This window comes from Streptomyces sp. NPDC101160, assembly GCF_044768205.1.
In the GTDB taxonomy this organism is placed as follows: domain Bacteria; phylum Actinomycetota; class Actinomycetes; order Streptomycetales; family Streptomycetaceae; genus Streptomyces.
On sequence record NZ_JBIWPJ010000003.1, the window covers coordinates 432262 to 453032 of the forward strand.

Annotated in this window: 20 protein-coding genes; 6 read left to right on the forward strand and 14 right to left on the reverse strand. The window is 74.8% G+C overall.

All coding sequences use genetic code 11. The annotated features are described in order from the left end of the window. Window positions 1–45 precede the first annotated feature (45 nt). The 6 genes from ACIRSU_RS11385 to ACIRSU_RS11410 all read right to left on the reverse strand — a co-directional run bounded on the left by ACIRSU_RS11385 (window position 46) and on the right by ACIRSU_RS11410 (window position 5931). Window positions 46–1092: a polyprenyl synthetase family protein gene (locus tag ACIRSU_RS11385; protein ID WP_403790909.1), complete on the reverse strand. Its 1047-nt coding sequence runs from the start codon at window positions 1090–1092 to the stop codon at window positions 46–48. Next, the gene (locus tag ACIRSU_RS11390) at window positions 1085–1417 is read right to left on the reverse strand and encodes a polyprenyl synthetase (RefSeq protein WP_403790911.1); all 333 of its coding nucleotides are present in this window, start codon (window positions 1415–1417) and stop codon (window positions 1085–1087) included. Before ACIRSU_RS11390 ends, ACIRSU_RS11385 begins: the two co-directional genes overlap by 8 nt. A 66-nt stretch (window positions 1418–1483) precedes the next feature. Continuing rightward, a complete protein-coding gene (locus ACIRSU_RS11395) occupies window positions 1484–2797 on the reverse strand; it encodes a M20 family metallopeptidase (RefSeq protein WP_403790913.1) in 1314 nt (437 codons plus the stop codon). Window positions 2798–2879: 82 nt separating this feature from the next. Beyond that, window positions 2880–4532 carry an acyl-CoA dehydrogenase family protein gene (locus tag ACIRSU_RS11400; RefSeq protein WP_403790915.1) on the reverse strand — a complete coding sequence of 551 codons (1653 nt, stop codon included), beginning with the start codon at window positions 4530–4532 and terminating at the stop codon, window positions 2880–2882. Then, window positions 4516–5145, reverse strand: a complete 630-nt coding sequence (locus tag ACIRSU_RS11405; RefSeq protein ID WP_403790917.1) for a TetR/AcrR family transcriptional regulator — start codon at window positions 5143–5145, stop codon at window positions 4516–4518. Before ACIRSU_RS11405 ends, ACIRSU_RS11400 begins: the two co-directional genes overlap by 17 nt. Window positions 5146–5343: 198 nt before the next feature. Then, complete coding sequence (locus ACIRSU_RS11410) at window positions 5344–5931, reverse strand: TMEM165/GDT1 family protein (RefSeq protein WP_403790919.1); 588 nt, start codon at window positions 5929–5931, stop codon at window positions 5344–5346. A 321-nt stretch (window positions 5932–6252) separates the two neighbouring features. Between ACIRSU_RS11410 and ACIRSU_RS11415 the strand changes: the two genes are divergently transcribed. From ACIRSU_RS11415 to ACIRSU_RS11425, 3 genes are read left to right on the forward strand one after another with little or no spacing between them, the layout of a single operon-like run. Then, window positions 6253–6855: a TetR/AcrR family transcriptional regulator gene (locus ACIRSU_RS11415; RefSeq protein ID WP_403790921.1), complete on the forward strand. Its 603-nt coding sequence runs from the start codon at window positions 6253–6255 to the stop codon at window positions 6853–6855. Then, complete coding sequence (locus tag ACIRSU_RS11420; RefSeq protein ID WP_403790923.1) at window positions 6852–8249, forward strand: MFS transporter; 1398 nt, start codon at window positions 6852–6854, stop codon at window positions 8247–8249. Before ACIRSU_RS11415 ends, ACIRSU_RS11420 begins: the two co-directional genes overlap by 4 nt. Window positions 8250–8256: 7 nt before the next feature. Then, complete coding sequence (locus ACIRSU_RS11425; RefSeq protein WP_403790925.1) at window positions 8257–9402, forward strand: PP2C family protein-serine/threonine phosphatase; 1146 nt, start codon at window positions 8257–8259, stop codon at window positions 9400–9402. 74 nt (window positions 9403–9476) lie between these two features. On the opposite strand, the gene ACIRSU_RS11430 is transcribed toward ACIRSU_RS11425, so the two are convergent. The 6 genes from ACIRSU_RS11430 to ACIRSU_RS11455 all read right to left on the reverse strand — a co-directional run bounded on the left by ACIRSU_RS11430 (window position 9477) and on the right by ACIRSU_RS11455 (window position 15667). Continuing rightward, a complete protein-coding gene (locus ACIRSU_RS11430; RefSeq protein ID WP_403790927.1) occupies window positions 9477–10841 on the reverse strand; it encodes an NtaA/DmoA family FMN-dependent monooxygenase in 1365 nt (454 codons plus the stop codon). After that, window positions 10838–11974, reverse strand: coding sequence for an LLM class flavin-dependent oxidoreductase (locus ACIRSU_RS11435; RefSeq protein ID WP_403790929.1), 1137 nt, complete (start codon window positions 11972–11974; stop codon window positions 10838–10840). The genes ACIRSU_RS11430 and ACIRSU_RS11435 overlap by 4 nt, the downstream gene beginning before the upstream one ends. Window positions 11975–12223: 249 nt before the next feature. Continuing rightward, window positions 12224–12364: a putative leader peptide gene (locus tag ACIRSU_RS11440; RefSeq protein WP_403790930.1), complete on the reverse strand. Its 141-nt coding sequence runs from the start codon at window positions 12362–12364 to the stop codon at window positions 12224–12226. 373 nt (window positions 12365–12737) lie between these two features. After that, on the reverse strand, window positions 12738–13322 hold the full coding sequence (locus ACIRSU_RS11445; protein ID WP_403790932.1) for a nucleosidase: 585 nt from the start codon (window positions 13320–13322) through the stop codon (window positions 12738–12740). 24 nt (window positions 13323–13346) lie between these two features. After that, a complete protein-coding gene (locus tag ACIRSU_RS11450; protein ID WP_403790934.1) occupies window positions 13347–14777 on the reverse strand; it encodes a VWA domain-containing protein in 1431 nt (476 codons plus the stop codon). Continuing rightward, the gene (locus ACIRSU_RS11455; RefSeq protein WP_403790935.1) at window positions 14774–15667 is read right to left on the reverse strand and encodes an AAA family ATPase; all 894 of its coding nucleotides are present in this window, start codon (window positions 15665–15667) and stop codon (window positions 14774–14776) included. Before ACIRSU_RS11455 ends, ACIRSU_RS11450 begins: the two co-directional genes overlap by 4 nt. 144 nt (window positions 15668–15811) lie before the next feature. Here ACIRSU_RS11455 and ACIRSU_RS11460 point away from each other — a divergent pair, with 144 nt between their 5' ends. The 3 genes from ACIRSU_RS11460 (at window position 15812) to ACIRSU_RS11470 (ending at window position 18773) form a co-directional block, all read left to right on the forward strand. After that, window positions 15812–17140 carry a PP2C family protein-serine/threonine phosphatase gene (locus tag ACIRSU_RS11460; protein WP_403790937.1) on the forward strand — a complete coding sequence of 443 codons (1329 nt, stop codon included), beginning with the start codon at window positions 15812–15814 and terminating at the stop codon, window positions 17138–17140. Window positions 17141–17224: 84 nt separating this feature from the next. Next, window positions 17225–17602 carry a luciferase family protein gene (locus tag ACIRSU_RS11465; protein ID WP_403790938.1) on the forward strand — a complete coding sequence of 126 codons (378 nt, stop codon included), beginning with the start codon at window positions 17225–17227 and terminating at the stop codon, window positions 17600–17602. A 295-nt stretch (window positions 17603–17897) separates the two neighbouring features. Continuing rightward, entirely contained in the window at window positions 17898–18773 is an 876-nt protein-coding gene (locus ACIRSU_RS11470) for a YhjD/YihY/BrkB family envelope integrity protein (RefSeq protein ID WP_403790940.1), read from the forward strand. 85 nt (window positions 18774–18858) lie between these two features. Here the strand turns inward: ACIRSU_RS11470 and ACIRSU_RS11475 are convergent, their stop codons facing one another. Both ACIRSU_RS11475 and ACIRSU_RS11480 read right to left on the reverse strand, forming a co-directional pair. Continuing rightward, a complete protein-coding gene (locus ACIRSU_RS11475) occupies window positions 18859–19689 on the reverse strand; it encodes an ABC transporter permease (RefSeq protein ID WP_403790942.1) in 831 nt (276 codons plus the stop codon). Beyond that, complete coding sequence (locus ACIRSU_RS11480; RefSeq protein ID WP_403790944.1) at window positions 19686–20597, reverse strand: ABC transporter ATP-binding protein; 912 nt, start codon at window positions 20595–20597, stop codon at window positions 19686–19688. The genes ACIRSU_RS11475 and ACIRSU_RS11480 overlap by 4 nt, the downstream gene beginning before the upstream one ends. Window positions 20598–20771 lie beyond the last annotated feature (174 nt).

Consider the following 20771-nt stretch of genomic DNA (forward strand, 5'->3'; position numbering starts at 1 on the left):
GCGCCACACCGGCCTGTCCGGGCCGGACGCGTCAGGACCGAGGTCTCAGCACTGCCGGGTCGACGCCGAGTGCGCGAGCGAGGCGAGGGCCTGGAGCGCGACGGGCGGGGCGTCGAGCTCGTCGAGCGCGCGCAGGGCCTCCTCGACCCGGGCCGCGATCATGTGCTCGACGCGCTCGGGGGCCTTCAGACCGCGCATCAGCGCGCGTACGTCCTCCGGATCGGTGTCGTCCCGGTCGAGCAGGACGCCGAGCCGGGCGCGCTGGGCGGTGTCGGCGAGCCGCCAGGTCTCCGCGAGCAGGGCGGTGGGCCGGCGGCCGCGCAGGTCGTCGGCGGCGGCCTTGCCGGTACGGACCGGGTCGCCGAACAGCCCGAGCAGGTCGTCCCGCAGCTGGAACGCCTCGCCCAGCGGCAGCCCGTACGCCGAGTAGCCCTCGCCGAGCCGCGGCGCCGCGCCCGCCAGGGCGCCGCCGATCAGCAGCGGCTGCTCGACGGTGTACTTGGCGGTCTTGTAGCGGATCACCTTCAGCGACGCCGCCGTGTCCGGCGCCGTGCCCGTGTGCAGGATCTCCAGGCACTCACCGGCGATCAGCTCGCGGGCCAGCGCCGCCCACAGCGGCCGCGCCCGGCTCAGGAACGCGGCGGGCAGCCCGCTCGTCACGAACAACTGCCCGGCCAGCGACATCAGCAGGTCCCCCACCAGCATCGCGAGCGACCGGGCGGCCGCGGCGGGCCGCGGATGGTGCGGTACGGCGGCCCGCAGCGCCCGGTGCGCGGTGGGCCGGCCGTGCCGCAGCGGACTGCCGTCGATCAGGTCGTCGTGCACGACGGCGGCCGCGTGCACCAGCTCCATCGAGGCCGCCGCCCGCACCAGCGCGTCGCTGTCCGGCTGCCCGCCGCCCCGCCAGCCCCAGTAACAGAACGCCGCCCGCAGCCGCTTGCCGGACGCGACCGCCGCCTCCAGCTCCTCGGCCACCGGCCCGAGCGACGGGTCGACGTCCGTCAGACGGTCGGCCTCCTCGGCGACGAACCGGCGCAGCACCTCGTCCACCCGGGCCCTGAAGGCGGCCGGGTCCCAGGCCGCCTCAGCCATCGTCGCGGGACTGCCGGGACTGCCCCGACTGCCGGGACTGCCCGGACTGCTGGGACTGCCGGGCCAGGACGTGCTGGGCCAGCACTTCCAGATGGGCCGGCGGCACGGTCGCGTACCGGTCGAGGGCGAGCCGCCCGCGCGCCGTCAGCTCCCGCTCGGCGTCCTCCACCAGCTGTACGGTGTCCGAGCGCCGTAACAGCCCCCGCACCGTCCCCAGGGCCGAACCCAGCGTGCTCGCCGCCAGGTCCGCGAGCCCGGCCACCAGGAGCACCGCGCGGTCGTCCCCGCCCCTGTCCCGACTGTCCCGATCCGTTTTCACGCTCATGTGATCCAACCTGGCCGCGTGCGCGGCCAGGTGCGCGCGAAACTCACGAACGAGTGAACAGGTGGTCTACCGGGTCCGCGCCGTCGCCGTCGTGAGAGCGCCCGTGAGGTGGTCGTACGCCACGTGCGCGTGCAGCCGCACCCCGGTGACGAGCGTGTCGTCGTCCGCGTAGAAGTGCGGGTTGTGGTTGGTGACCAGACCGCGCCCGCCGGGGACCGGCACCGGCCTGCCGTCGGCGTCCAGTTCGGCGTCCTGGACGCCGAGCATCACGTACAGACCGCCGAAGCGGTTCACGAACTCGGACACGTCGTCGTAGCCGAGCGTCGCGCCGGTCTCGACGACCCGGTCCTCGCCCACCACCCGGCGGAGGGTGGGCAGTCCCGCCGCCACCCACTCCGGCGTGTTGTGCACCGGAGGCACCGCCTGGAGGTAGTCCACCTCGGCGGTGGCGTGGTACGCGGCCGCGCTGTGCTCGGCGAGCGTCGTGAGCCTGCGCTGCACCTCCGCCATGTCGGACTCCACCGCGCACCGGACCGTGCCCCACAGGGTGACGGTCTGTCCGATGATGTTGAAGCGGCCGACGTCCTCGATGTGACCGATGCTCACGGTGACCGGATCGAAGGCGGAGACCTGGCGGTACAGCTGCCCGATGCCCGTGAGGACCGCGCCGACCGCCGGCATCGGGTCGATGCCCTGCCAGGGCGTCGAGCCGTGTACCTGCTTGCCGGTCACGACGATCCGGACGAGCGTGGAGGCCGCGTACTGGTTGCCGGTCCGGTAGCCCACGTACCCCTTCGGATACGGCGTCACATGCATCCCGTACACCATCGTCGGCACCGGATCGGCGAACGCGCCCGCGTCCACCATCGCCCGCGCCCCGCCGTTCTCCGTGACCGGCGGGCCCTCCTCGGCCGGCTGGAAGACCAACAGGGCGGTGCCGGGCAGCCGGTCGCGCGCCCCCGCGAGCACGCTCGCCGCGCCCATCAGCATCGCCGTGTGGCAGTCGTGCCCGCAGGCGTGCGAGACCGGGAACGGGCCGCCCGGGTAGTCGGCGTCGACCGTCCGCGACGCGAACTCCGTCCCGCACAGGTCCGGCACGGGCAGCGCGTCGGTGTCCGCGCGCAGCGCGATCGTGCGTGGACCCGGCCGGCCGCCCCGCAGCACCCCGACCACGCTGTGCCCGGCGATCCCGGTGCGGACCTCGTCCAGACCGAGCGAGCGGAGGTGGTCCGCGACGAACGCGGCCGTCTTCTCCTCCCGGTTGGACAGCTCGGGATGACGGTGCAGGTGCCGCCGCCAGGCGATCACCTGCCCCGCCGTCCGCTCCGCGGCCCGGTCCAGTTCCGCGCGGACCTCGTCGTGCGCCGGCTCCGTGCTCACCAGGTCCTCCGTCTCGCCCGAGGGATGGACATCCCTGGGGGCCGGACCCCAGCCTCGCACGGCGCGCCCGGCGGTGCCGCGGTCAGGCGCCCGGGAAGCCCGGCGCGCCGCGCTCGATGATCGCGGCCGTGTCCACGCCCGACGGCAGTGTGCCGAAGGCGATGCCCCGGTCGCCGTCCAGGCGCGAGGCGCAGAAGGCGTCGGCGACCGCGGGGTGGCCGTGCCGGACGAGGAGGGAGCCCTGGAGGACGAGGGCGAGGCGCTCGACCAGACGGCGCGCGCCGTACTGCAGGGCCGCCGGATCGGCGAGGCCGGCGAGGTCCTTGCGGAGGCGGGCGACCGCCGTGTCGAGGCGGCGGTCGGCGCCGGCGGCGCGGTCGACCTCGGCGAAGAAGGCCTCCACGGCGGCGGGCTGCTTCACCATGGCGCGCAGCACGTCCAGCGCGGCCACGTTGCCCGAGCCCTCCCAGATGGAGGGCAGCGGCGCCTCGCGGTAGAGCCGGGGCAGGTCCGAGTCCTCGACGTAGCCGTTGCCGCCGAGGCACTCCAGGGCCTCGGCCGCGTGAGCGGGCGCCCGCTTGCACACCCAGTACTTGGTGACGGCGAGGCCCAGGCGGCGCAGCTGGTCCTCCTCGGCGTCGCCGGCGGTGGCCCGGTCCACGGCGCCCGCGAGGCGCAGCGCGGCGATCGTCGCCGCCTCCGCCTCGACCGCGAGGTCCGCGAGCACGTTCGTCATCAGCGGCTGCTCGACGAGCCGGGCGCCGAACGCGCTGCGGTGCGTGGCGTGGTGCACGGCCTGGACCAGGCCGAGGCGCATCCCGGACGCGGAGCTGATCGCGCAGTCGAGCCGGGTCATGTTCACCATCCGGATGATGGTGGCGACCCCGCGGCCCTCCTCGCCGACGAGCCGGCCCAGCGCGCCCTCGTACTCGATCTCGCTGGAGGCGTTGGAGCGGTTGCCCAGCTTGTCCTTGAGGCGCTGGAAGCGGACGGCGTTGCGCGAGCCGTCCGGCAGCACCCGCGGCACCAGGAAGCAGGACAGGCCACCCGGGGCCTGGGCGAGGGTCAGGAAGACGTCCGACATCGGCGCGGACGTGAACCACTTGTGCCCGGTCAGCGCGTACATGCCCGGCTCACCCGTCGGTACCGCGCGCGTCGTGTTGGCGCGCACGTCCGAGCCGCCCTGCTTCTCGGTCATCGACATGCCGGCGATGATCCCGCGCTTGCCGGTGGGCTCCCTGAGCCCGAAGTCGTAGTACCGGGAGGTCAGCAGCGGCTCGTACACCGAGGCCAGCTCCGGCTCCGCGCGCAGCGCGGGCACCGCCGCGTACGTCATGGAGACCGGGCACAGGTGCCCGGCATCGGCCTGTCCCCACACGAACACCTTCGCCGCGCGCGCCACATGGGCGCCCGGCCGGGAGTCGGCCCAGGGCGCGCCGTGCAGTCCGTGCTCGACGGCGACCGTCATCAGCTCGTGCCAGTACGGGTGGAACTCGACCTCGTCGACCCGGTGCCCGTAACGGTCGTGGGTGTGCAGGACGGGGGAGTGGCGCTCGGCGAGCCGGCCCCATTCCTGGGCCTGCGCCCCGCCGGCCCGCACCCCGAGCTCGCGCACCTCGTCCTCCGCCCAGCCGGCGCCCTCGCGGCGCAGCGACTCCAGGAGGGCCGGGTCGGCCGAGACGTCGTAACCGGTGAGCGGCGGAACTTGGTTGGTGACCTCATGCGTGGTCGGCATCGGTGACTCCCAGGGCTCGCAGGGTGAAGGTGACCAGGGCGGGAACGGTGCCGGGGCTCGGGGCCCCTGCCGTCAGGGTGCCGGAGAGCGGGCCGGTCAGCGCCTCCGCGCCCGCGCCGACGAGCGCGGCGGCGGTGAGCAGCGCGTCCTGGGGCGGCAGTTCCCCGTCCCGTACGCCCGCGGCGATCCGTTCGGCGAAGACGTCGCGGAACGCGCGCCGGAAGACCAGCCGCTCGGCGTCGACGGCCGGGTCGACCGGCTCGGCGAGCAGCGCGTAGGCGAGCCGGGGCGCCTTCAGGGCGCGGCTCGCGAAGGTCTCGATGACCGCGACGATCCGGTCGGCGGCCGTCCGGTGCGCCGGCAGTGCGGCCGCCTCGGAGACGGCGGCGACCTCGCGGCCGACGACCGTCCGGAACAGTTCGACGGACAGCTCGGCCTTGCTCGGGAAGTGGCGGTACACGCTTCCGGTGGCGATGCCCGCCCGCGCGGCGACGGCGGCCATCGTGCAGCCGGCGTAGCCGTGCTCGGCGAGCAGTCCGAGGCCGGCCTCGACGATGGCGGTGCGCCGGTCGTCGAGCCGGGCCTGGACGGCGGGCGTGCGTCGGTAGGGCATGGAAGGAGTGAAGCAGTGATTCACTGCTTCAGCAAGGGCAGCAAGGGCAGCAAGGGCGAGCAAGGGCAGCACGGGCGAGCAAGGGCAGCAAGGGCAGCGCGGCGAGCAAGGGCAGAAAGGCACCGCGCGGGCTCCGGGAACGCGAAGACGCCCGCGTGCGGGGGCACGCGGGCGTCGGTGCGATGCGAGGGGCGGAGGTCAGCCGGTGAAGATCTCCACGAGCGACCAGAGGGCGAGTCCGGCCATGCACACACCGCCGACGCGCTGCACCGTCTTCAGCGGGACGCGCTTGGCGATGAAGCGGCCGGCGACGAGCGCGAGCGCCGAGACGGTCATCAGGGCGGCGGCGGAGCCGATCGCGGTCGACCAGGTGCCGTTGGTGGCGGCGAGGTTGGCCGTGGTGATCTGGGTGAGGTCGCCCCACTCGCTGATGAAGACGGCCATGAAGGCGGTCGAGTAGACGGGCCAGAAGCCGGTCACCGTCCTGCCGCCCGCGTCCTCCTCGTTCTCGTCGTCGCCCCCGCCGCGCAGCAGCATGAACGCGCCGAACGCGAACATCGCGGCCGAGACGAGCTTGACGCTCCAGCCGGGGAGGAGACCGAGCAGGCTGCCGGCGCCGACGGCGATGGCCACGTGCACGATGAACGCGGTCGAGGTGCCGAACCACACGTACAGCGGACGCATGCGCGTGCCCATGGCGAGGGACGCGAACATCGTCTTGTCGGGAAGCTCGGCGAGGAAGATCAGCCCGAAGGCGGTGATGATCGCCAAGGGGTCGAGGTGCATACCGGGGCTCTCTGCTCGGACCGGGCCCGGGGCCCGGCGCGGCGCCTCGAAGGGCGACGGGAGGACCACTCGGCCCGGCATGACGGACCACGCCCACACGGTCGCGGACGTGGCGTACTGCCTGGCCGAAGGTCTCGCCCGCCCGCGCTCTCGCACGGACCCGGTCACCGGGAACCCGGGGGTTCCAGTGTGTCGACGACCGGTTCGCAGGGCTACTCCCCTTCGCTGCCGACCAGTGTACCGGAGGGCTCCGGCCGGTTCCGTAGACAGCGTCTACGAAAGTGGTAGACAGTGTCTACCAAGATCGTATAGACAGTCACCATGACCGAAGAAACCACCCGGGAGACCGAGGGCGAGGCCGGCGGGCTGCGCGACCGACTGGTCCGCACCGGCGTCGAGCTCGTCGACGCCGAGGGCGTCCAGGCCCTCTCCCTCCGCGAGATCGCACGCCGCGCCGGCGTCTCCCACGGCGCCCCCCGCCGCCACTTCCCGACCCACCTCGACCTGCTCTCCGCCATCGCCCGCGAGGGCTTCCGCGAACTCGGCGCCCGGGTGACCGAGGTGGCGGAGACGGAGCCCCGGGCCCGGGTCGAGGCCCTCGCCCGCGTCTACCTCGACTTCGCGCGGACGCGCGGCGGGATGTACGAGCTGATGTTCCGGCACGACCTCCTGGAGAGCGGCCGGCTCGGGCTGCGCGACACGAGCCTGCCGCTCTTCGCGCACCTCGCAGAGCTGGTCGCCCGGGCATGCCCGGGCGCCGCCGCCGACCCGGCCATCGCCGCCGGCGCGCTCTGGGCCAACCTCCACGGCATCGCCCAGCTGTGGCGCTGGGGCAGCCTCCGCCTGGCGACCGGCGGCGACGACGTCGAACCGCTGCTCGCCGCCGCACTCGACGCCCACCTCGGACCGGAGGCACACCGATGAATCGCAGGAGCCTCCATCGCCGGGCCGCCCTCGTCTGCAGCGTCGTCGGCGCCGCCGTCGTCGCCCTCGACGGCACCGTCCTCACCATCGCCCAGCCCGTCCTCCAGCACGACCTCGGCGCGGACACCGCACAGGTGCAGTGGACCAGCACCGGCTACCTCGTCGCCGTCGCCGCCCTGCTCGTCTTCGCCGGGCGCCTCGGCGACCGGTACGGCCACCGCCGCCTCTTCGCGCTCGGCAGCCTCGGCTTCGCCCTCACCTCCGCCGCCATCGCCCTCGCGCCCGGCATCGGCGCCGTCATCGCGCTGCGCGTGCTCCAGGGCGTCTTCGGCGCCCTGCTCCAGCCCGCCACCCTCGGCATGCTCCGGGCCGCCTTCCCGCCCGACCGCCTCGGCATGCCGATAGCCGTGCGCACCAGCGCCATCGGCCTCGCCGCGGCCGCCGGCCCGCTGATCGGCGGTGTGCTCGTCGACGCGTACGGCTGGCGCTCGGTCTTCCTGCTCGGCGTGCCGCCCACGCTGGCGGTCGCCCTGATCGGCCTGGCCGTGCCCGAGCCGCGCCCCGGCACCGGCCCCGGTCGTGCGGGCACCCTCGACCTGCCCGGGGCCTGCCTGCTCGGGCTCGCCCTCGCCTGCCTCGTCCAGGGACTCGCGCACGGCTTCGGCCCGGCGGACCTCGCCGGCACCGTGCTCGCGCTCGCCGTCGCCGCGGCCGCCGCGCTCGGCTTCGTACGGCACGAGGCGCGCGCCGCGCACCCGCTGGTACCCCCGGGCATGCTGCGGCCCGGGCCCGTCGCCGCGGGGCTCGGGGCGCTGCTCGCCGCGTCGGCGGCATTCTCCGGGACGCTGTTCACGGCGACGTACCTCTTCCAGGACACGCTGGAGCTCGGACCGTTGCCGACCGCCGTGCGGATGATGCCGCTGGCGCTGCTCATCGTGGCGGGAGCGCCGGTCAGCGCGGTGCTGAAGGGGCGGTACGGGGCGCGGCGCGTCGCGAGCGGAGGGGCCGCGCTGCTCGCGGCCGGCGTCGGCCTGCTCGGACAGGCCGCCGACACGGGCTCCGCCCTCGCGACCGGCGGCTGCGCCGCGCTGATCGGGGCGGGCTTCGGCGCGGTGATGGTGACGGCGACGTCCGTCGTCGTGCACCGGGCCGAGGAGGGGAGCGCCGGGGTCGCGGGCGGCCTGCAGCAGACCGCGATGAACACCGGGCCCGTCCTCGGCGTCGCCCTCGCGAGCCTGCTGCTCGGCTCCGGCGCCGGGGTCGCACTCCCCTCCCTCGCCGTCGTCGCCGGGCTCGCCGTCCCCGCCTGCCTGGGGCTGCCGGGCCGCACCGGAGAGGCCGGACACGCCAGCAAGGCCGTAACGTCCGGTTCTGCACCGCCTCCGAACGTATGATCAGGAAATGCCCACAGGTGGTCACCGTGTGCCCTCCCCGGCAGGGACACGCACCCAGTTCAACCTCGGTCTCGCGCTGCCCTTCCTGGCCCTCGCCCTCGTCGCGGTGGCCGACCTCATCACCTCGCAGGGGCAGCACTTCGACCGGCTCCTCGTGATCGGCCCGGCCCTCGCCGCCATCACCTGGAGCGTGCGCGGCACCCTCGCCATCGGCCTCCTCTCGATGGTCCTGCGCCTCGTCCTGGCCGTGGCGCAGGACGACCCCGTCACCGAGACCGTCAGCGCCGAACTCGTCCTGGCCGCCGTCACCGTCGCCGCCGTCTGGGTCAGCCAGGCCCGCACCAACTACGAGCGCGACCTGCGCGACGTGATGGCCGTCGCCGAGGTGGTCCAGCGGGTGGTGCTGCGCCCGCTCGCGCCCCGGCTCGGCGGCGTGGAGCTGCACCTGCTCTACGTCGCCGCCGCGGCCAAGGCCAGGATCGGCGGCGACTTCTACGAGGCCGTACGGGTCCCGGGCGGCGTCCGCGTCATGCTCGGCGACGTCCAGGGCAAGGGCCTCGGCGCCGTCGAGACGGCCTCCGTGCTGCTCGGCGCCTACCGCGCCGCCGTCACCGACGCGCCCGATCTCGCCGCCCTCGCCGACCGCCTGGAGGAGGGCCTCGCCCGCTACGGCGCCTGGGACCCCGACTCCGACGCTGCCGAACGCTTCGCCACCGTCCTCCTCCTCGAACTCCCCGACGACCGCCACGTCGCCCGGCTCCTCAGCTGCGGCCATCCCGCCCCGCTGCGCCAGCACGACGGCCAGGTCCGGACCGTCCCGCTCACCGACCCCTCGCTGCCGCTCAACCTCGCCGGACTGTGCGCCTCCCGGCACCACGTCGAGGAGGTCCCGTTCCTGCCCGGCGACCGGCTGCTGCTCTTCACCGACGGAGTGAGCGAGACCCGCGACCGGGCCGGTGACTTCTACCCGCTGGAGGAACGGCTGCGCCGCTGGACCGACGAGCCGGGCGACCGGGTGCTCCCGCTGCTCCACCAGGACCTCACCGTGTACGGCGCCGACGGGCTCGACGACGACGTGGCCGCGCTCCTCGTCGTACGCCCTCCGGAACCGGCCGCCGCGCCGGGGCCGGCCGCGCCCGCCGCCCTGCCGTAACGGGCCCGACCCGTTCCACACGTGGGCTACCGGGCGACGGTGTCGCCCGGTCCCTCAGCCGGTGTCCGAACGGTTCAGGACACCGGGCGCAGCCCCAGGTGCTCGCGCAGCGTCGTCCCCGTGTACGCGGTCCGGTACGCCCCGCGCTCCTGGAGCTCCGGCACGAGCAGCTCGACGATGTCGTCGAGGCCGTCCGGGATCAGATACGGCGTGATGTTGAAGCCGTCGACGGCGCCGTGCCGGGCGAAGTGGGTGAACTTGTCGGCGAGTCCGGACGGGGTGCCGACGTGCCCGCGCTGCGGGCCCAGCTCGATCACCGTCTCCCGCAAAGACCAGCCGTTGGCCTCCGCCCTGGCCCGCCACTCGGCGACCACGGCCCGCGGATCGGCGACCCGCGCCGAGCCGAAGGCGCCGGTGTTCTCCACCACCACCGGATCCTCGGCGGGCAGCGGCCCGTCGGCGTCCCGCTCCGACAGGTCCAGGTTCCACAGCCGGCCCGCGATGGCGAGCGCGGTGGCGGGCGTGACCTGTTCGAGGCGGATCCAGCGGGCCTTCTCCTCGGCCTCCTTCTCCGTCGCACCGATGATGATCTCCGTCCCCGGCAGGATGCGGAGCGCGTCCTCCGGCCGGCCGGCCACGCGCAGTCGCCGCCGGATGTCCTCGGCGAACGCGAACGCGTCGTCGAAGTCCTGGCCGTGCGCGGAGAAGATGACGTCCGCGTTGCGCGCCGCGAAGTCCCGGCCCGCCGGCGAGTCGCCCGCCTGGAAGATCACCGGGTGCCCCTGCCGGCTGCGCGGCTGCGTCGGCGTCAGTTCCACGTCGAACTGCGGCCCCGCAGCCCGCACCTGACCGATCGTGCCCGGTACGGACCAGCTGCGGGCGTCGGCCGAGTCGGCCGTCGCGCCCTCCGCCCAGCCGTCCCAGATCGCCCGGGCCACACGGAGGAACTCCTCGGCGCGGGTGTAGCGGTCGGCGTGGTCGAGGAAGCCGCCGCGGCGGAAGTTGGCCCCGGTCCAGGCGTTGTCCGTGGTGACGACGTTCCAGCCGGCCCGGCCGCCCGAGAGCAGATCGAGGCTCGCGAAGCGGCGGGCCAGATCGCCCGGCTCGTTGAAGGTCGTGTTGGACGTGGAGACCAGGCCGATCCGGTGGGTGACGGCGGCGAGCGCGGACAGCTGCACGAGCGCGTCCGGCCGCCCGGCCACGTCCAGCTCGTGCACCCGGCCGTCCGTCTCGCGCAGCCGCAGCCCGTCGCCGAGGAAGAACGCGTCGAACAGCCCCCGTTCGGCGGTCTGCGCGATCTTGCGGAAGGAGGCCGGATCGATCTGCGAGCCGCTCTCCGGGTGCGACCAGACGGTCCAGTGGTTGACGCCCTGGAAGAACACCCCGAAGTGCAGCTGGGCGTCGGGGCGGGGCACGTCGTGCGGGTCGGTGCGCGTCATCGGTTCCCCTCCCGGGAGCTCGTGGCGGTGCCGGCGGTGGTGGCGAAGCGGCTGTCGGGGCGGGGGAGTCCGAGGGCGGTGCGGAGCGTGGCACCGGGCAGCGGGCGCGCCGCGACCCGCCGTACGAACAGCTCGGGCAGCACCAGGCGCGAGAGGACCTCCAGGTCCTCGTCCAGGACCAGCGGATGCAGCCGCACCCCGTCGACCAGACCGCTCAGCTCCTCCAGGAGCGCGACCAGTTCCCCCGCCGGGCCGGTGAAGCGCAGCCTGCCCGGTGGCCTGCCGGGCGCGGCGTCCCAGGAGGCGTACCGCTCCAGATCCGCGATCCGGTCCGCCGCCGACTCGGCGGGCGTGTCCAGGGCCACCTCGATCTCGGCGAACGCGAGCGGCGCGCCCGACGCGGCCGCCGCCTCGCCGAGCAGGGCGGGCGAGGCGCCCTCCACCAGGGCGATGTCGACGAGCTCCGGGGGTACGAGCCCGGCGGGCGCGAGCACCACGGGCCTGCCCTGCGGCGGGCGGGGCACGATCGACGGGCCCTTCACGCTGTACGTCTCGCCCTCGAAGTCCACGTAGTGCAGCCGCTCGCCGTCCAGATAGCGGCTCGTCGCCACGGACCGGATGACGGCGTCGTCCTCCCACGAGTCCCACAGGTCTCGCACCACGCGTACGCCGTCGACGGCCTCCCGGCGCAGCGCCGCCTCGCCCTCGACCCGGGGGCGCCCCCAGGCCCGGGCGGCCTCGGCTGTCCCCTCGACGCCCACGACCCAGCCGGCCCGGCCGACCGAGACATGGTCGAGCGAGGCGAGCCGCGTGGAGACGTGGAACGGTTCGGCGTAGGTGGTGGCCACGACGGGCGCGACGCCGATCACGCTGGTGGACGCGGCGATGTACGCGGCCCGCTCGACGGCCCCGAGCCGCCCCGCCGGCCCGCCGGAGGCGGCGGAGCCGGGCGGCAGGATGTCGTCGTCGAGCGTGACCAGGGTGAACCCGGAGTTCTCCGCGACGGCCGCGGTCCTGGCGACCCGACGCGGCGTCAGCAGATCCCCGGGCGCGTGCGCGGCCCGGCGCCAGGCGGCCGGATGGGCACCGTCGCCGTCGATCTCGACGGCCAGGTGCAGGGGCGGGTGAGGCATGGGAGTCCTTCCGAAGGGCTGGGGCGACAGGGCGGGCCGCCGCCGGGCCGGTCCGGAGGCACGTCTCCGTACCGCCGCATCCGCATGCGCGCGTGGCGACATGCGGGCATGTCGCATGCGGGAATGGCGCATGCAGGCATGGCGAGGTGGCGATACGGAGGGAATGTCAGCGGGAGCGCGGCACACGACGGCCCGCGACCGCGGCGCGGCGGCCCAAGGAGGACGGCTCGCGCGGCGGTCGGGCGGTGATCAGCGGTGTGCGGAAGGACAGATGGCGGACGCGGTGCGGCAGAAGTCCACGTGCCGCCGCCAGCTCAGCAGGGCCCCGGCCCGCACGGCACGACGGCCACGGCGCTGCGCGGCGCTCGGTGCGTGCACGGGGGCCTCCACGGGTCCGGAAGGGAACGCCCCAGCTTAGGCAGGGGCGGTTCCGCAATGTCAAGGGCGGTCCGATGAACGACACGCCGAAGTGCACGTGTTCCGGGGCGGGTTGGGGAGAGCGCGCAGCCCCAGACGCCGTCAGGGGTGGGTGCGGTGCCGGGCTCCGCGCGCGTCAGGGGTGGGTGCGTTGCCGGGCTCCGCGCGCGTCGGTGTTGCGTTGTGGCGGGGCCCTGCCGTGGGCGGGCCGGTGCCGGGCTTGGCCCTCGCCGTGGGCGGCTCGGTGCCGGGTTCAGCTCTGTCAGTGGCGGGTTGTGGCGGGGCCTCGCCGTGGGCGGGTTCGATCCCGGGCTCAGCCCCCTCCGTAGGCGGGCCGGTACCCGGCTCAGCTGCGGTACGGCGTGTTCGCCTGCGCCCATTCCGCGAGTGCCCGCGCGCACTCCGCGACCGACTCGCGCCAGCTGCGGCCCGCGCCCTCGCCGGCGTCGTCGCTGACGTGCTTGACCATGCGCAGCGGCACCCCGGCGAGCGCGGCGGCCGAGGCGAGTGCGTAGCCCTCCATGTCGACGAGGGCGGCGCGGGCGGCCAGGCGCTCGCGGGACGCCTCGTCGGCGATGAACGCGTCGCCGGTGGCGAGGACGGCCTCGCCGCCGCCGGCCAGGGTGAGCGGGGCACCGTACGTCTCGCCGGTGAGGGCGGCGAGGAGCTGCCCGTCGAAGTCGTGCTGGACCACGGTGCCGATCAGGTGCGTGCCGGTCCAGCCGGGGCGCAGCGCGCCCGCCGTGCCGAGATTGACGACCTCGGAGGGCCGCGGCCCGCGGGCGAGCGCGGTCGCGAGCGCGGTCGCCGCGTTGACCTTGCCCATGCCGGTGAGCAGCACGGGCAGGTCGGTGTCGAGGTGCTGGGCCTCCTCCTTGACCGCGAGGACGAGGAGCGGGCGGCCGGTCGTGATCTCACCGATGAGTTCCATGCGAGCCACGGTACCCGCTGCCGCTCACACCGGGAGCAGCCGTCCGACCAGGTCGGCGAGCTGGCGGGCGTTGCGGCAGGGGCGCATGTCGACCAGTTCCGCGTAGGCGTGGGCGACGGAGTCGCCGGTGGACCAGAGCGCTGGCTGTTCCGGGTTCAGCCAGTACACCCGGCGGGCCCGGTCCGCGATCCGTTTCAGGGCCGGCAGGTTCGGGTCGCTGCGGTTGGTACGGGCGTCGCCGAGGACGAAGACGACGGTACGGGGGCCCAGCGCGTCCGCGTACCGCTCGGCGAACTCGCCGAGCGCCGTCCCGTAGTCGCTCTGCCCGTGCCAGCCGGTCAGCTCCGCCTCCGCGAGGATCCGCTCGCCGAGTCCGGCCGGGTCCGCGCGGCCGCGGGCCACCAGGTCCGTGACCTCGTCGACCCGGTTGACGAAGGCGAACACGCGCACCCGGCTGAACTGGTCGTGCAGCGCCTGCACGAGCAGCATCGTGAAGTGCGCGAAGCCCGCCACCGAGCCCGACACGTCGCACAGCAGCACCAGCTCTGGCCGCCCCGGGCGCCGCCGCCGCAGCACCGGGCGCATCGGCACGCCGCCGGTCGACAGGGAACGCCGCAGGGTGCGCCGCAGATCGATCTCGCCGCGCGCGGCCCGGCGGCGGCGCGCGGCGAGCCGGGTCGCGAGGCGCCGCGCCAGCGGCCGTACCGTACGCCGCAGCTCGTCCAGCTGGGCCCGGCCGGCGAGCAGGAAGTCGATCCGGTCGGGGGTCGCCTCCACGGCCCGCCGCGCCACCCGGTCGCGGCCCTGCCGCTGGGCGACCCGGCGGCGCGCCTCGGTCCGCACCCGTTCCCGGAAGTCCTCGATGCGCCGCCGGATCTCGTCGTCCGCGAGCCGGTCGGCGAACTCCGGCTCGCCCGCCGCCTGACCCGTCTCCTGCCGCAGCGCCGTCCGGACCCGGGCCAGCAGGGTCTCGGGGCGCAGCCGGGACAGCGTCTGGTACGAGGACCAGCCGTCCGAACCGGGCGACGCGCCGTAGCCGCCGAGCATCCCGACAGCCTCGCCGGCCAGCCGGGTGAGCCCGGAGTCGTCGCCCGCGGCGAGCGCGGCGGCGAGCCGGTCCCGCAACTCCCCGAGCTCCGCCGCCGGGTCGCCGGCCCCCGGGTCGGGCTCCTGCTCGCGTCCCTCGACGAGCGGGAAGTACAGGTCGAAGACCCGGTCGAACACCTTCCGCTGGCCCTCGCCGTGCAGCAGCGTCGCCGCGAGCGCCTCCCGCATCCGCTCCCGGTCCTCGAAGCCCACCGCGGTCAGCGCGAGCCCGGCGTCGACGGTCTCGCCGGTGCCGATGCCGAAGCCGTGCGCCCGCAGGGCCTGGACGAGGCCGGTGACCCGGTCCGTGATCCTTTCGGGACGCGGGTGCGGATGAGGCTGCGGCTGCTGGTCCCGGCCGGCGGTCACACCGCGTCCAGGTCGAGCTTCGCGGCCGCCTTCTGGATGTCCTCCTGGTGCTTCAGGATCACGCCCAGGCTCTGCCGCACGACCTCCTCGGAGAGCGTGTCGGCGCCGAGCGCGAGGAGGGTGCGGGCCCAGTCGACGGTCTCCGCGACCGAGGGCGCCTTGCGCAGGTCCATGGCCCGCAGCGCGCCCACCACCCGGACCACCGAGGCCGCCAGCGCCTCGTCGATCCCGGGCACCTTGGCGCGCACGATCCGGCGTTCCAGCTCCTCCTCCGGGAAACCGATGTGCAGGAAGAGACAGCGGCGGCGCAGGGCCTCGGAGAGCTCCCGGCTGGCGTTGGAGGTGAGCACGGTGAAGGGGCGGCGGGTCGCGCTGATCGTGCCGAGCTCGGGCACGGTCACCTGGAAGTCGCTCAGGACCTCCAGGAGCAGCCCCTCGACCTCCACGTCGGCCTTGTCCAGCTCGTCGACGAGCAGCACGGTCGGCTCGTCGGAGCGGATGGCGGTGAGCAGCGGCCTCGCGAGCAGGAACTCCTCGCCGAAGATGTCGGTGCGGGTCTCGTCCCAGCTCTCGCCGCGGCCCGCGGTGATCCGCAGCAGCTGCTTGGCGTGGTTCCACTCGTACAGCGCCCGGGACTCGTCGACGCCCTCGTAGCACTGCAGCCGTACGAGGCCGGCCCCGGCGACCTGCGCGACGGCCTTCGCCAGCTCGGTCTTGCCGACCCCGGCGGGTCCCTCGACGAGCAGCGGCTTGCCCAGCCGGTCGGCGAGGAAGACGGCGGTGGCGACGGCGGGCGAGGCCAGATAGCCGGTGTCGGCGAGGCGTGCGGCGACGTCGTCGACGGAGCTGAAGTACCCGGTCTCATGGCTGTTCCCCCGGAGTGCGAGCAATGGTTACCGGCCAGTAGTCGCAGCGTAGCGTCCAGCGCGTCATCATGCGACAGCCTTGCCCCCGCTGCTGGTCGGGGGGCGCCGCGCGCGGCCCGGGCAGGCCGCTGATGGAATGGGGAGAGGCGGAACGGCGGTGGAGGCGCGGTGTCGGAACGAGCAGGGGAACGGTGCCTGCCGGCGGGGGAGCCGGTCGGGGAGTACGAGGCCGTCCTCGCCCGGCTCGACGCCCTGGAGCACGCCGCCACCGAGATAGGGACCCGGCTCGACGAGCGGATCATCTGCGCCGAACTGGCCGGATTCCTGGTCCGCCGGGTCGCCGGAGCCGCAGCCGTCGACCTCCACCCCCAGGACGGCGCCCCGGCCGCGCCCGGACCCGCAGCAGTGGCCGGAAACCCCGCCCTGCTGGAGGAGGCAGGGGGCGCGGGCGCTGAGGGCGCGGACGCTGGGGGCGACGCGGGCACAGAGGGCAAAGCCACCGAGGTCGCGCACGCTGAGGGCGTGGGCGCGGAGGGCAAGGTCACCGAGGGCGCCGGCACCGAGGGCGCCGGCGCGGAAGGCCCGGGCGGCGTCGGACGTGGCGCCCCGCCCCGTACCGCCGTCCTCGCCGTGCCGCTGCTCGGCACGACGGGGGAGGAGCTCGGGCGGGTGCGGGTGGCGCGGGCCGGTGGGCGCTTCTCCGGGCACGACAAGGCCGTGGTCGCCCACGCCGCCCGGCTCGCCGCCGTCCACCTCGGGCACGCCCGCCTGCTCGCCGCGACCGAGGCCACCGCCCTGCACCTGCAGCGCGCCCTGGTCGCCGAACCGGGCCGCCCGCACCCCAACCTGGAGATCGCCGGCCGCTACCTGCCGGCCGGGCCGCGCACCCTCGTCGGCGGCGACTGGTTCGAGACCGTACGGCTCCACTTCGGCCGCAGCCTCCTGGTGGTCGGCGATGTCATGGGCCACGGCCTGGACGCCGCCGTCGACATGAACGCCTACCGCGGCGCCCTGCGCGAGGTCGCCGCCACCGACCTGCCCCCGCACCGGGTGCTGCGCCAGCTGGACGCCGTCGTCGCCGAGGACGAGGCCCGGCGCCCCGCCACCTGCCTGCTGATCCAGGTCGACCCGGCGCGCGCCACCGCCACCTTCGCCAGCGCCGGCCACCTCCCGCCAGTCGTCTTCGCCGCCGACGGCTCCGCCGAGCTCGTCGACCTCCCCGTCGGCCCGCCGCTGGGCACCGGCCTCGGCGGCTACGAACCGGCCGTCCGCACCCTCACCCCCACCGACACTCTGCTGCTCTTCACGGACGGCCTGGTCGAGCGGCGCGGCGAGGACATCGACGCCTCCCTCGCCCGGCTCGCCGCGCTCCGCCTGCCAGCCGGTTCCGGCCCGGAAGCGGTCGTCGACGAGGTGCTGCGCCGGCTCGCCGCGCACACCGCCGAGGACGACGTCGCCGTGCTCGCCGCCCGGGTCCGCGAACGGCCCATGAGCTGAGGCGAGTCGACTGTTTTCGGCCTCGGCGGAATTCTTTCGGCCGGACGCTTGTGCCGGTCCCCGCGGCGGGGCACTCTCCTCGGTATGAACACAGCCAGGCACGCCAGTGAACGCCTGATGAGCTGGCCCTCGCTGATCGCCCAACGCACGCCGTGCGGCGCCGAGCTCGGACTGCGCACCGCGACACAGGAGATCGTGCACTTCCACGGCGAGCACGAGGCCGAAGTCCACCTCACCCGTGCCATGATCGCCCGGCTCCGGCCGGCCCTCCTCGGCTCCAGCGCGCTCCGACTGCGCGCCGGCTCCGGCTGGGTGACGGTCCGTCTGGACACGGGATCGGACATCGACCTCCTGGCGACCCTCGTGAGCGCCGCCCTCCAAGCCACCGGGGCCCCGTACCCCGGCGACGACACCGCCCCCGACCACTGCACCCGCACCGGGCGCCCGTACGCCCGCTTCTGACTCTTCACCGGACCCCGGCCCCCGGCCCCCGGCCCCCGGACCTCGGACCTCGGACCTCGGACCTCGGACCTCGGACCTCGGGCCTCGGGCCTCGGGCCTCGGACCTCGGACCTCGGGCCCCGGAGCTACGGCACTGGCCTCGAAGCCGCAGCTCCACAACCCCGTCCTCGAAGCCGCAGCTCCCCAAAGCCGGCCTCGCATCCGGAGCTCCGGAACCGGCCCGTTCCCACCCGGCCCCACCCGTTCGGCGGCACGCCGGACGGGTTCGGCCCGTGAGCGGGGTACCCCACGAGGCATGCCCCCCACTTCCGGTGCGCCGCACGACGATGCCCCCCGAGAGCACGGCCATTGGTTCCCCCGGCACTACGCCCGCATCCTCGCCTCACCCGTCGGGCTGGTGTGGAACCGCGGGCGCGAGATGGAACTGATGCACCGCGCCATGGGGTTCGCCGCGCTGAGCCTGCTCACCCTCATCCCCCTCCTCATCGTCGTGGCCGCGGCCGACCTCGCCAGCGGCCACGGCTTCGCCCGCTGGCTCATCGAGGGCCTCGGCGTCTCCGAGGTCTCCCGGGAAGAGGTCGAACAGCTCTTCGGGCAGCCGGGGGCGACCCTGGAGCGCACCACCGCCTTCGGTCTCGCCGCGCTCGCCGCCTTCGGCGTGACCTTCGGCTCGGCTGTCCAGACCGGCTACGAGCGCGTCTGGGACCTGCCCACCGCGCGCTGGCACACCATGTGGCGCCACATCGTCTGGCTCGGCGTCCTCATCGTCGCGCTCCTGCTCTTCGTCGCCGCACCCACCCCGGAGCAGACGTCCACCGGCGTCAGCGCCCTCGTCGCCGTCAGCGACCTCACGGGCACCTTCCTCTTCTTCTGGTGGTCGCAGCGCTTCCTGCTGTGCGGCCGGATCCGCTGGCGGGCCCTGCTCCCCGGCGCCGTCCTCACCTCGCTCGGCCTGCTCGGCCTGCGGGTCTTCTCGCAGTACGTCTTCTCCCCGCTCATCGCCTCCAACGCGGTGACGTACGGCCAGTTCGGCACCGTCCTCGTCCTCCAGTCCTGGCTCGTCGGCGTCGGCTTCGTCGTCTACGGCAGCGCCCTCGTCGGCCGTCTGGTCCACGAACTCCTCCTGCTGCGCCGCCTCAACCGCGAGCCGCCCGGCTCGGAGCAGCCCTGAGCTGCTCCGAGCCCCACTGGTCCAAGCGGCCCCACTGATCCGGGCTGCCTCACTGGTCCAAGCGGCCCCACTGATCCGGGCGGCCTCACTGGTCCCTGCGCTGCACCGCGAGGACCGTCACCGCGGCCGCCGCGACCGCCCACACCGCGTACACCAGCCACGCCCCGCCGACCGTCCACGGGAACGGCTCCGGCCAGTCCACCGTCTTCACCAGCCGCTGCCAGGCCTTCTGCGGCTGTACGTGGGCGAGGACCGCCGACCAGTGGCGCTTCTCGCTCGTCACCGCCGGCACCAGCAGAAGCAGCACCACGTTCGCCACGATCGTCGCCGCGCCGCTCCGCAGCAGCGTGCCGAGCGCCATCCCGGCCAGCGCGCTCACCGGCGCGAGCAGCGCCGAGGCGACCACGACCCGCAGCGCCCCCGGGTGTCCGATCGACAGGCCGATGCCGTGCACGGAAAGGATCGCCTGCGTCGCGAAGAACGAGCCCCCGGCGGCCACCGCGCCGAAGCCCGTCGTCACCCCGGCCACCACGAGCACCTTGGCGGCCATCAGCGAGCGCCGGGCCGGGACGGCGGCGAACGTCGTGCGGATCAGCCCGCTACCGTACTCGCCGGTGACCGTCACCGCCCCCATCGCCGCCGCGGCGAGGAGCATCACCATGGCCGCGTTCCCGGTGAACGCGTCCCACAGCGCCATGCCGTCGCGCACATAGCCGGCCCGGGCGGCCGGGTCGTAGGTCGGCCAGTAGCGGTAGCGGTCCCATGCCTGGCCCACGTTGAACGCGACCACCGTGAGCACGCCGAGCAGCAGCGACCAGCCGGTCGAGCGCAGTGACCAGACCTTGCACCACTCCGCGGCCAGCAGGTCGCGGAAGCGGGCGCGGGGCTCCGTCAGAACAAGGGCGAGGCCGGTCATCGGGCGTCTCCCGCCGGGTACTCGACGCTGTCGGCGGTCAGTTCCATGAACGCCTCCTCCAGGGATGCCTTCCGCGTGGTCAGCTGGTGCAGCGGCACCCGCCGGCCGTGCGCGAGGTCGCCGATCCGGGCCGCGTCCAGGCCCGTCACCGTCAGCAGCCCGTCGGCCTCCTCCCGTACCGCCGCGCCCTCCGCGCGCAGCAGCCTGGCCAGCTCGGCGGCGGCCGGGGTGCCGACCGTGACGCCCGGCCGGGTGCCGCGCGCCGAGAAGTCCGCCAGGCTCTCCGCCGCGATCAGCCTGCCCCGGCCGACCACCACCAGGTCGTCCGCCGTGTGCTCCATCTCGCTCATCAGATGGCTGGAGACGAAGACCGTGCGGCTCTCGGCCGCCAGCCGCCGGAACAGGCCGCGCACCCACTGCACCCCTTCCGGGTCGAGTCCGTTGAGCGGCTCGTCGAAGAGCAGCACCGGCGGATCACCGAGCAGCGCGGCGGCGATCCCGAGCCGCTGTCGCATCCCCAGCGAGAAGCCGCCGATGCGGCGCCGGGCCGCGCCCGCCAGACCGACCTCCTCCAGGAGCGCGTCGACCCGGGCGACCGGGATCCGGTTGGACCGGGCGAGCATCCGCAGATGGGCCCGGGCCGTCCGCCCGCCGTGCGCGTCCCCCGCGTCGAGGAGCGCGCCGACGTGTCGCAAGCCGCGCGGCCGGTCGCGGAACGGGCGGCCCGAGACCGTCACCGTCCCGCTCGTCGGGGTGTGCAGCCCGAGGACCATCCGCAGCGTGGTGCTCTTGCCGGCCCCGTTCGGTCCGAGGAAGCCCGTCACCCGGCCCGGTCGGACGGTGAAACTGAGCGCGTCCACGGCGGTCTTGGTGCCGTAGCGCTTGGTGAGTTGCCTGACGTCGATCATGGCACCACGGTGCCGTCCCGGCCCCGCCGCGCACATCGCCCGGGGGACGACAGACCGGGCCGACCGCTGTCATCTCGGGGGGTACCCCGCAGGGGTGATGCCCCGGTGATCACACGATCCGGTGATGACCGGGCTCAGGGCCCGGCCGGGGCGCTCCGACCGCTTGGATGGGCG

Excerpts from the sequence above, each read along its gene's own strand:
- ACIRSU_RS11385 (WP_403790909.1), bottom strand. The coding sequence starts at position 1,092 with ATGGCTGAGGCGGCCTGGGACCCGGCCGCCTTCAGGGCCCGGGTGGAC.
- ACIRSU_RS11390 (WP_403790911.1), bottom strand. The coding sequence starts at position 1,417 with ATGAGCGTGAAAACGGATCGGGACAGTCGGGACAGGGGCGGGGACGAC.
- ACIRSU_RS11400 (WP_403790915.1), bottom strand. The coding sequence starts at position 4,532 with ATGCCGACCACGCATGAGGTCACCAACCAAGTTCCGCCGCTCACCGGT.
- ACIRSU_RS11405 (WP_403790917.1), bottom strand. The coding sequence starts at position 5,145 with ATGCCCTACCGACGCACGCCCGCCGTCCAGGCCCGGCTCGACGACCGG.
- ACIRSU_RS11410 (WP_403790919.1), bottom strand. The coding sequence starts at position 5,931 with ATGCACCTCGACCCCTTGGCGATCATCACCGCCTTCGGGCTGATCTTC.
- ACIRSU_RS11415 (WP_403790921.1), top strand. The coding sequence starts at position 6,253 with ATGACCGAAGAAACCACCCGGGAGACCGAGGGCGAGGCCGGCGGGCTG.
- ACIRSU_RS11420 (WP_403790923.1), top strand. The coding sequence starts at position 6,852 with ATGAATCGCAGGAGCCTCCATCGCCGGGCCGCCCTCGTCTGCAGCGTC.
- ACIRSU_RS11425 (WP_403790925.1), top strand. The coding sequence starts at position 8,257 with ATGCCCACAGGTGGTCACCGTGTGCCCTCCCCGGCAGGGACACGCACC.
- ACIRSU_RS11430 (WP_403790927.1), bottom strand. The coding sequence starts at position 10,841 with ATGACGCGCACCGACCCGCACGACGTGCCCCGCCCCGACGCCCAGCTG.
- ACIRSU_RS11435 (WP_403790929.1), bottom strand. The coding sequence starts at position 11,974 with ATGCCTCACCCGCCCCTGCACCTGGCCGTCGAGATCGACGGCGACGGT.
- ACIRSU_RS11445 (WP_403790932.1), bottom strand. The coding sequence starts at position 13,322 with ATGGAACTCATCGGTGAGATCACGACCGGCCGCCCGCTCCTCGTCCTC.
- ACIRSU_RS11465 (WP_403790938.1), top strand. The coding sequence starts at position 17,225 with ATGAACACAGCCAGGCACGCCAGTGAACGCCTGATGAGCTGGCCCTCG.
- ACIRSU_RS11470 (WP_403790940.1), top strand. The coding sequence starts at position 17,898 with ATGCCCCCCACTTCCGGTGCGCCGCACGACGATGCCCCCCGAGAGCAC.
- ACIRSU_RS11475 (WP_403790942.1), bottom strand. The coding sequence starts at position 19,689 with ATGACCGGCCTCGCCCTTGTTCTGACGGAGCCCCGCGCCCGCTTCCGC.
- ACIRSU_RS11480 (WP_403790944.1), bottom strand. The coding sequence starts at position 20,597 with ATGATCGACGTCAGGCAACTCACCAAGCGCTACGGCACCAAGACCGCC.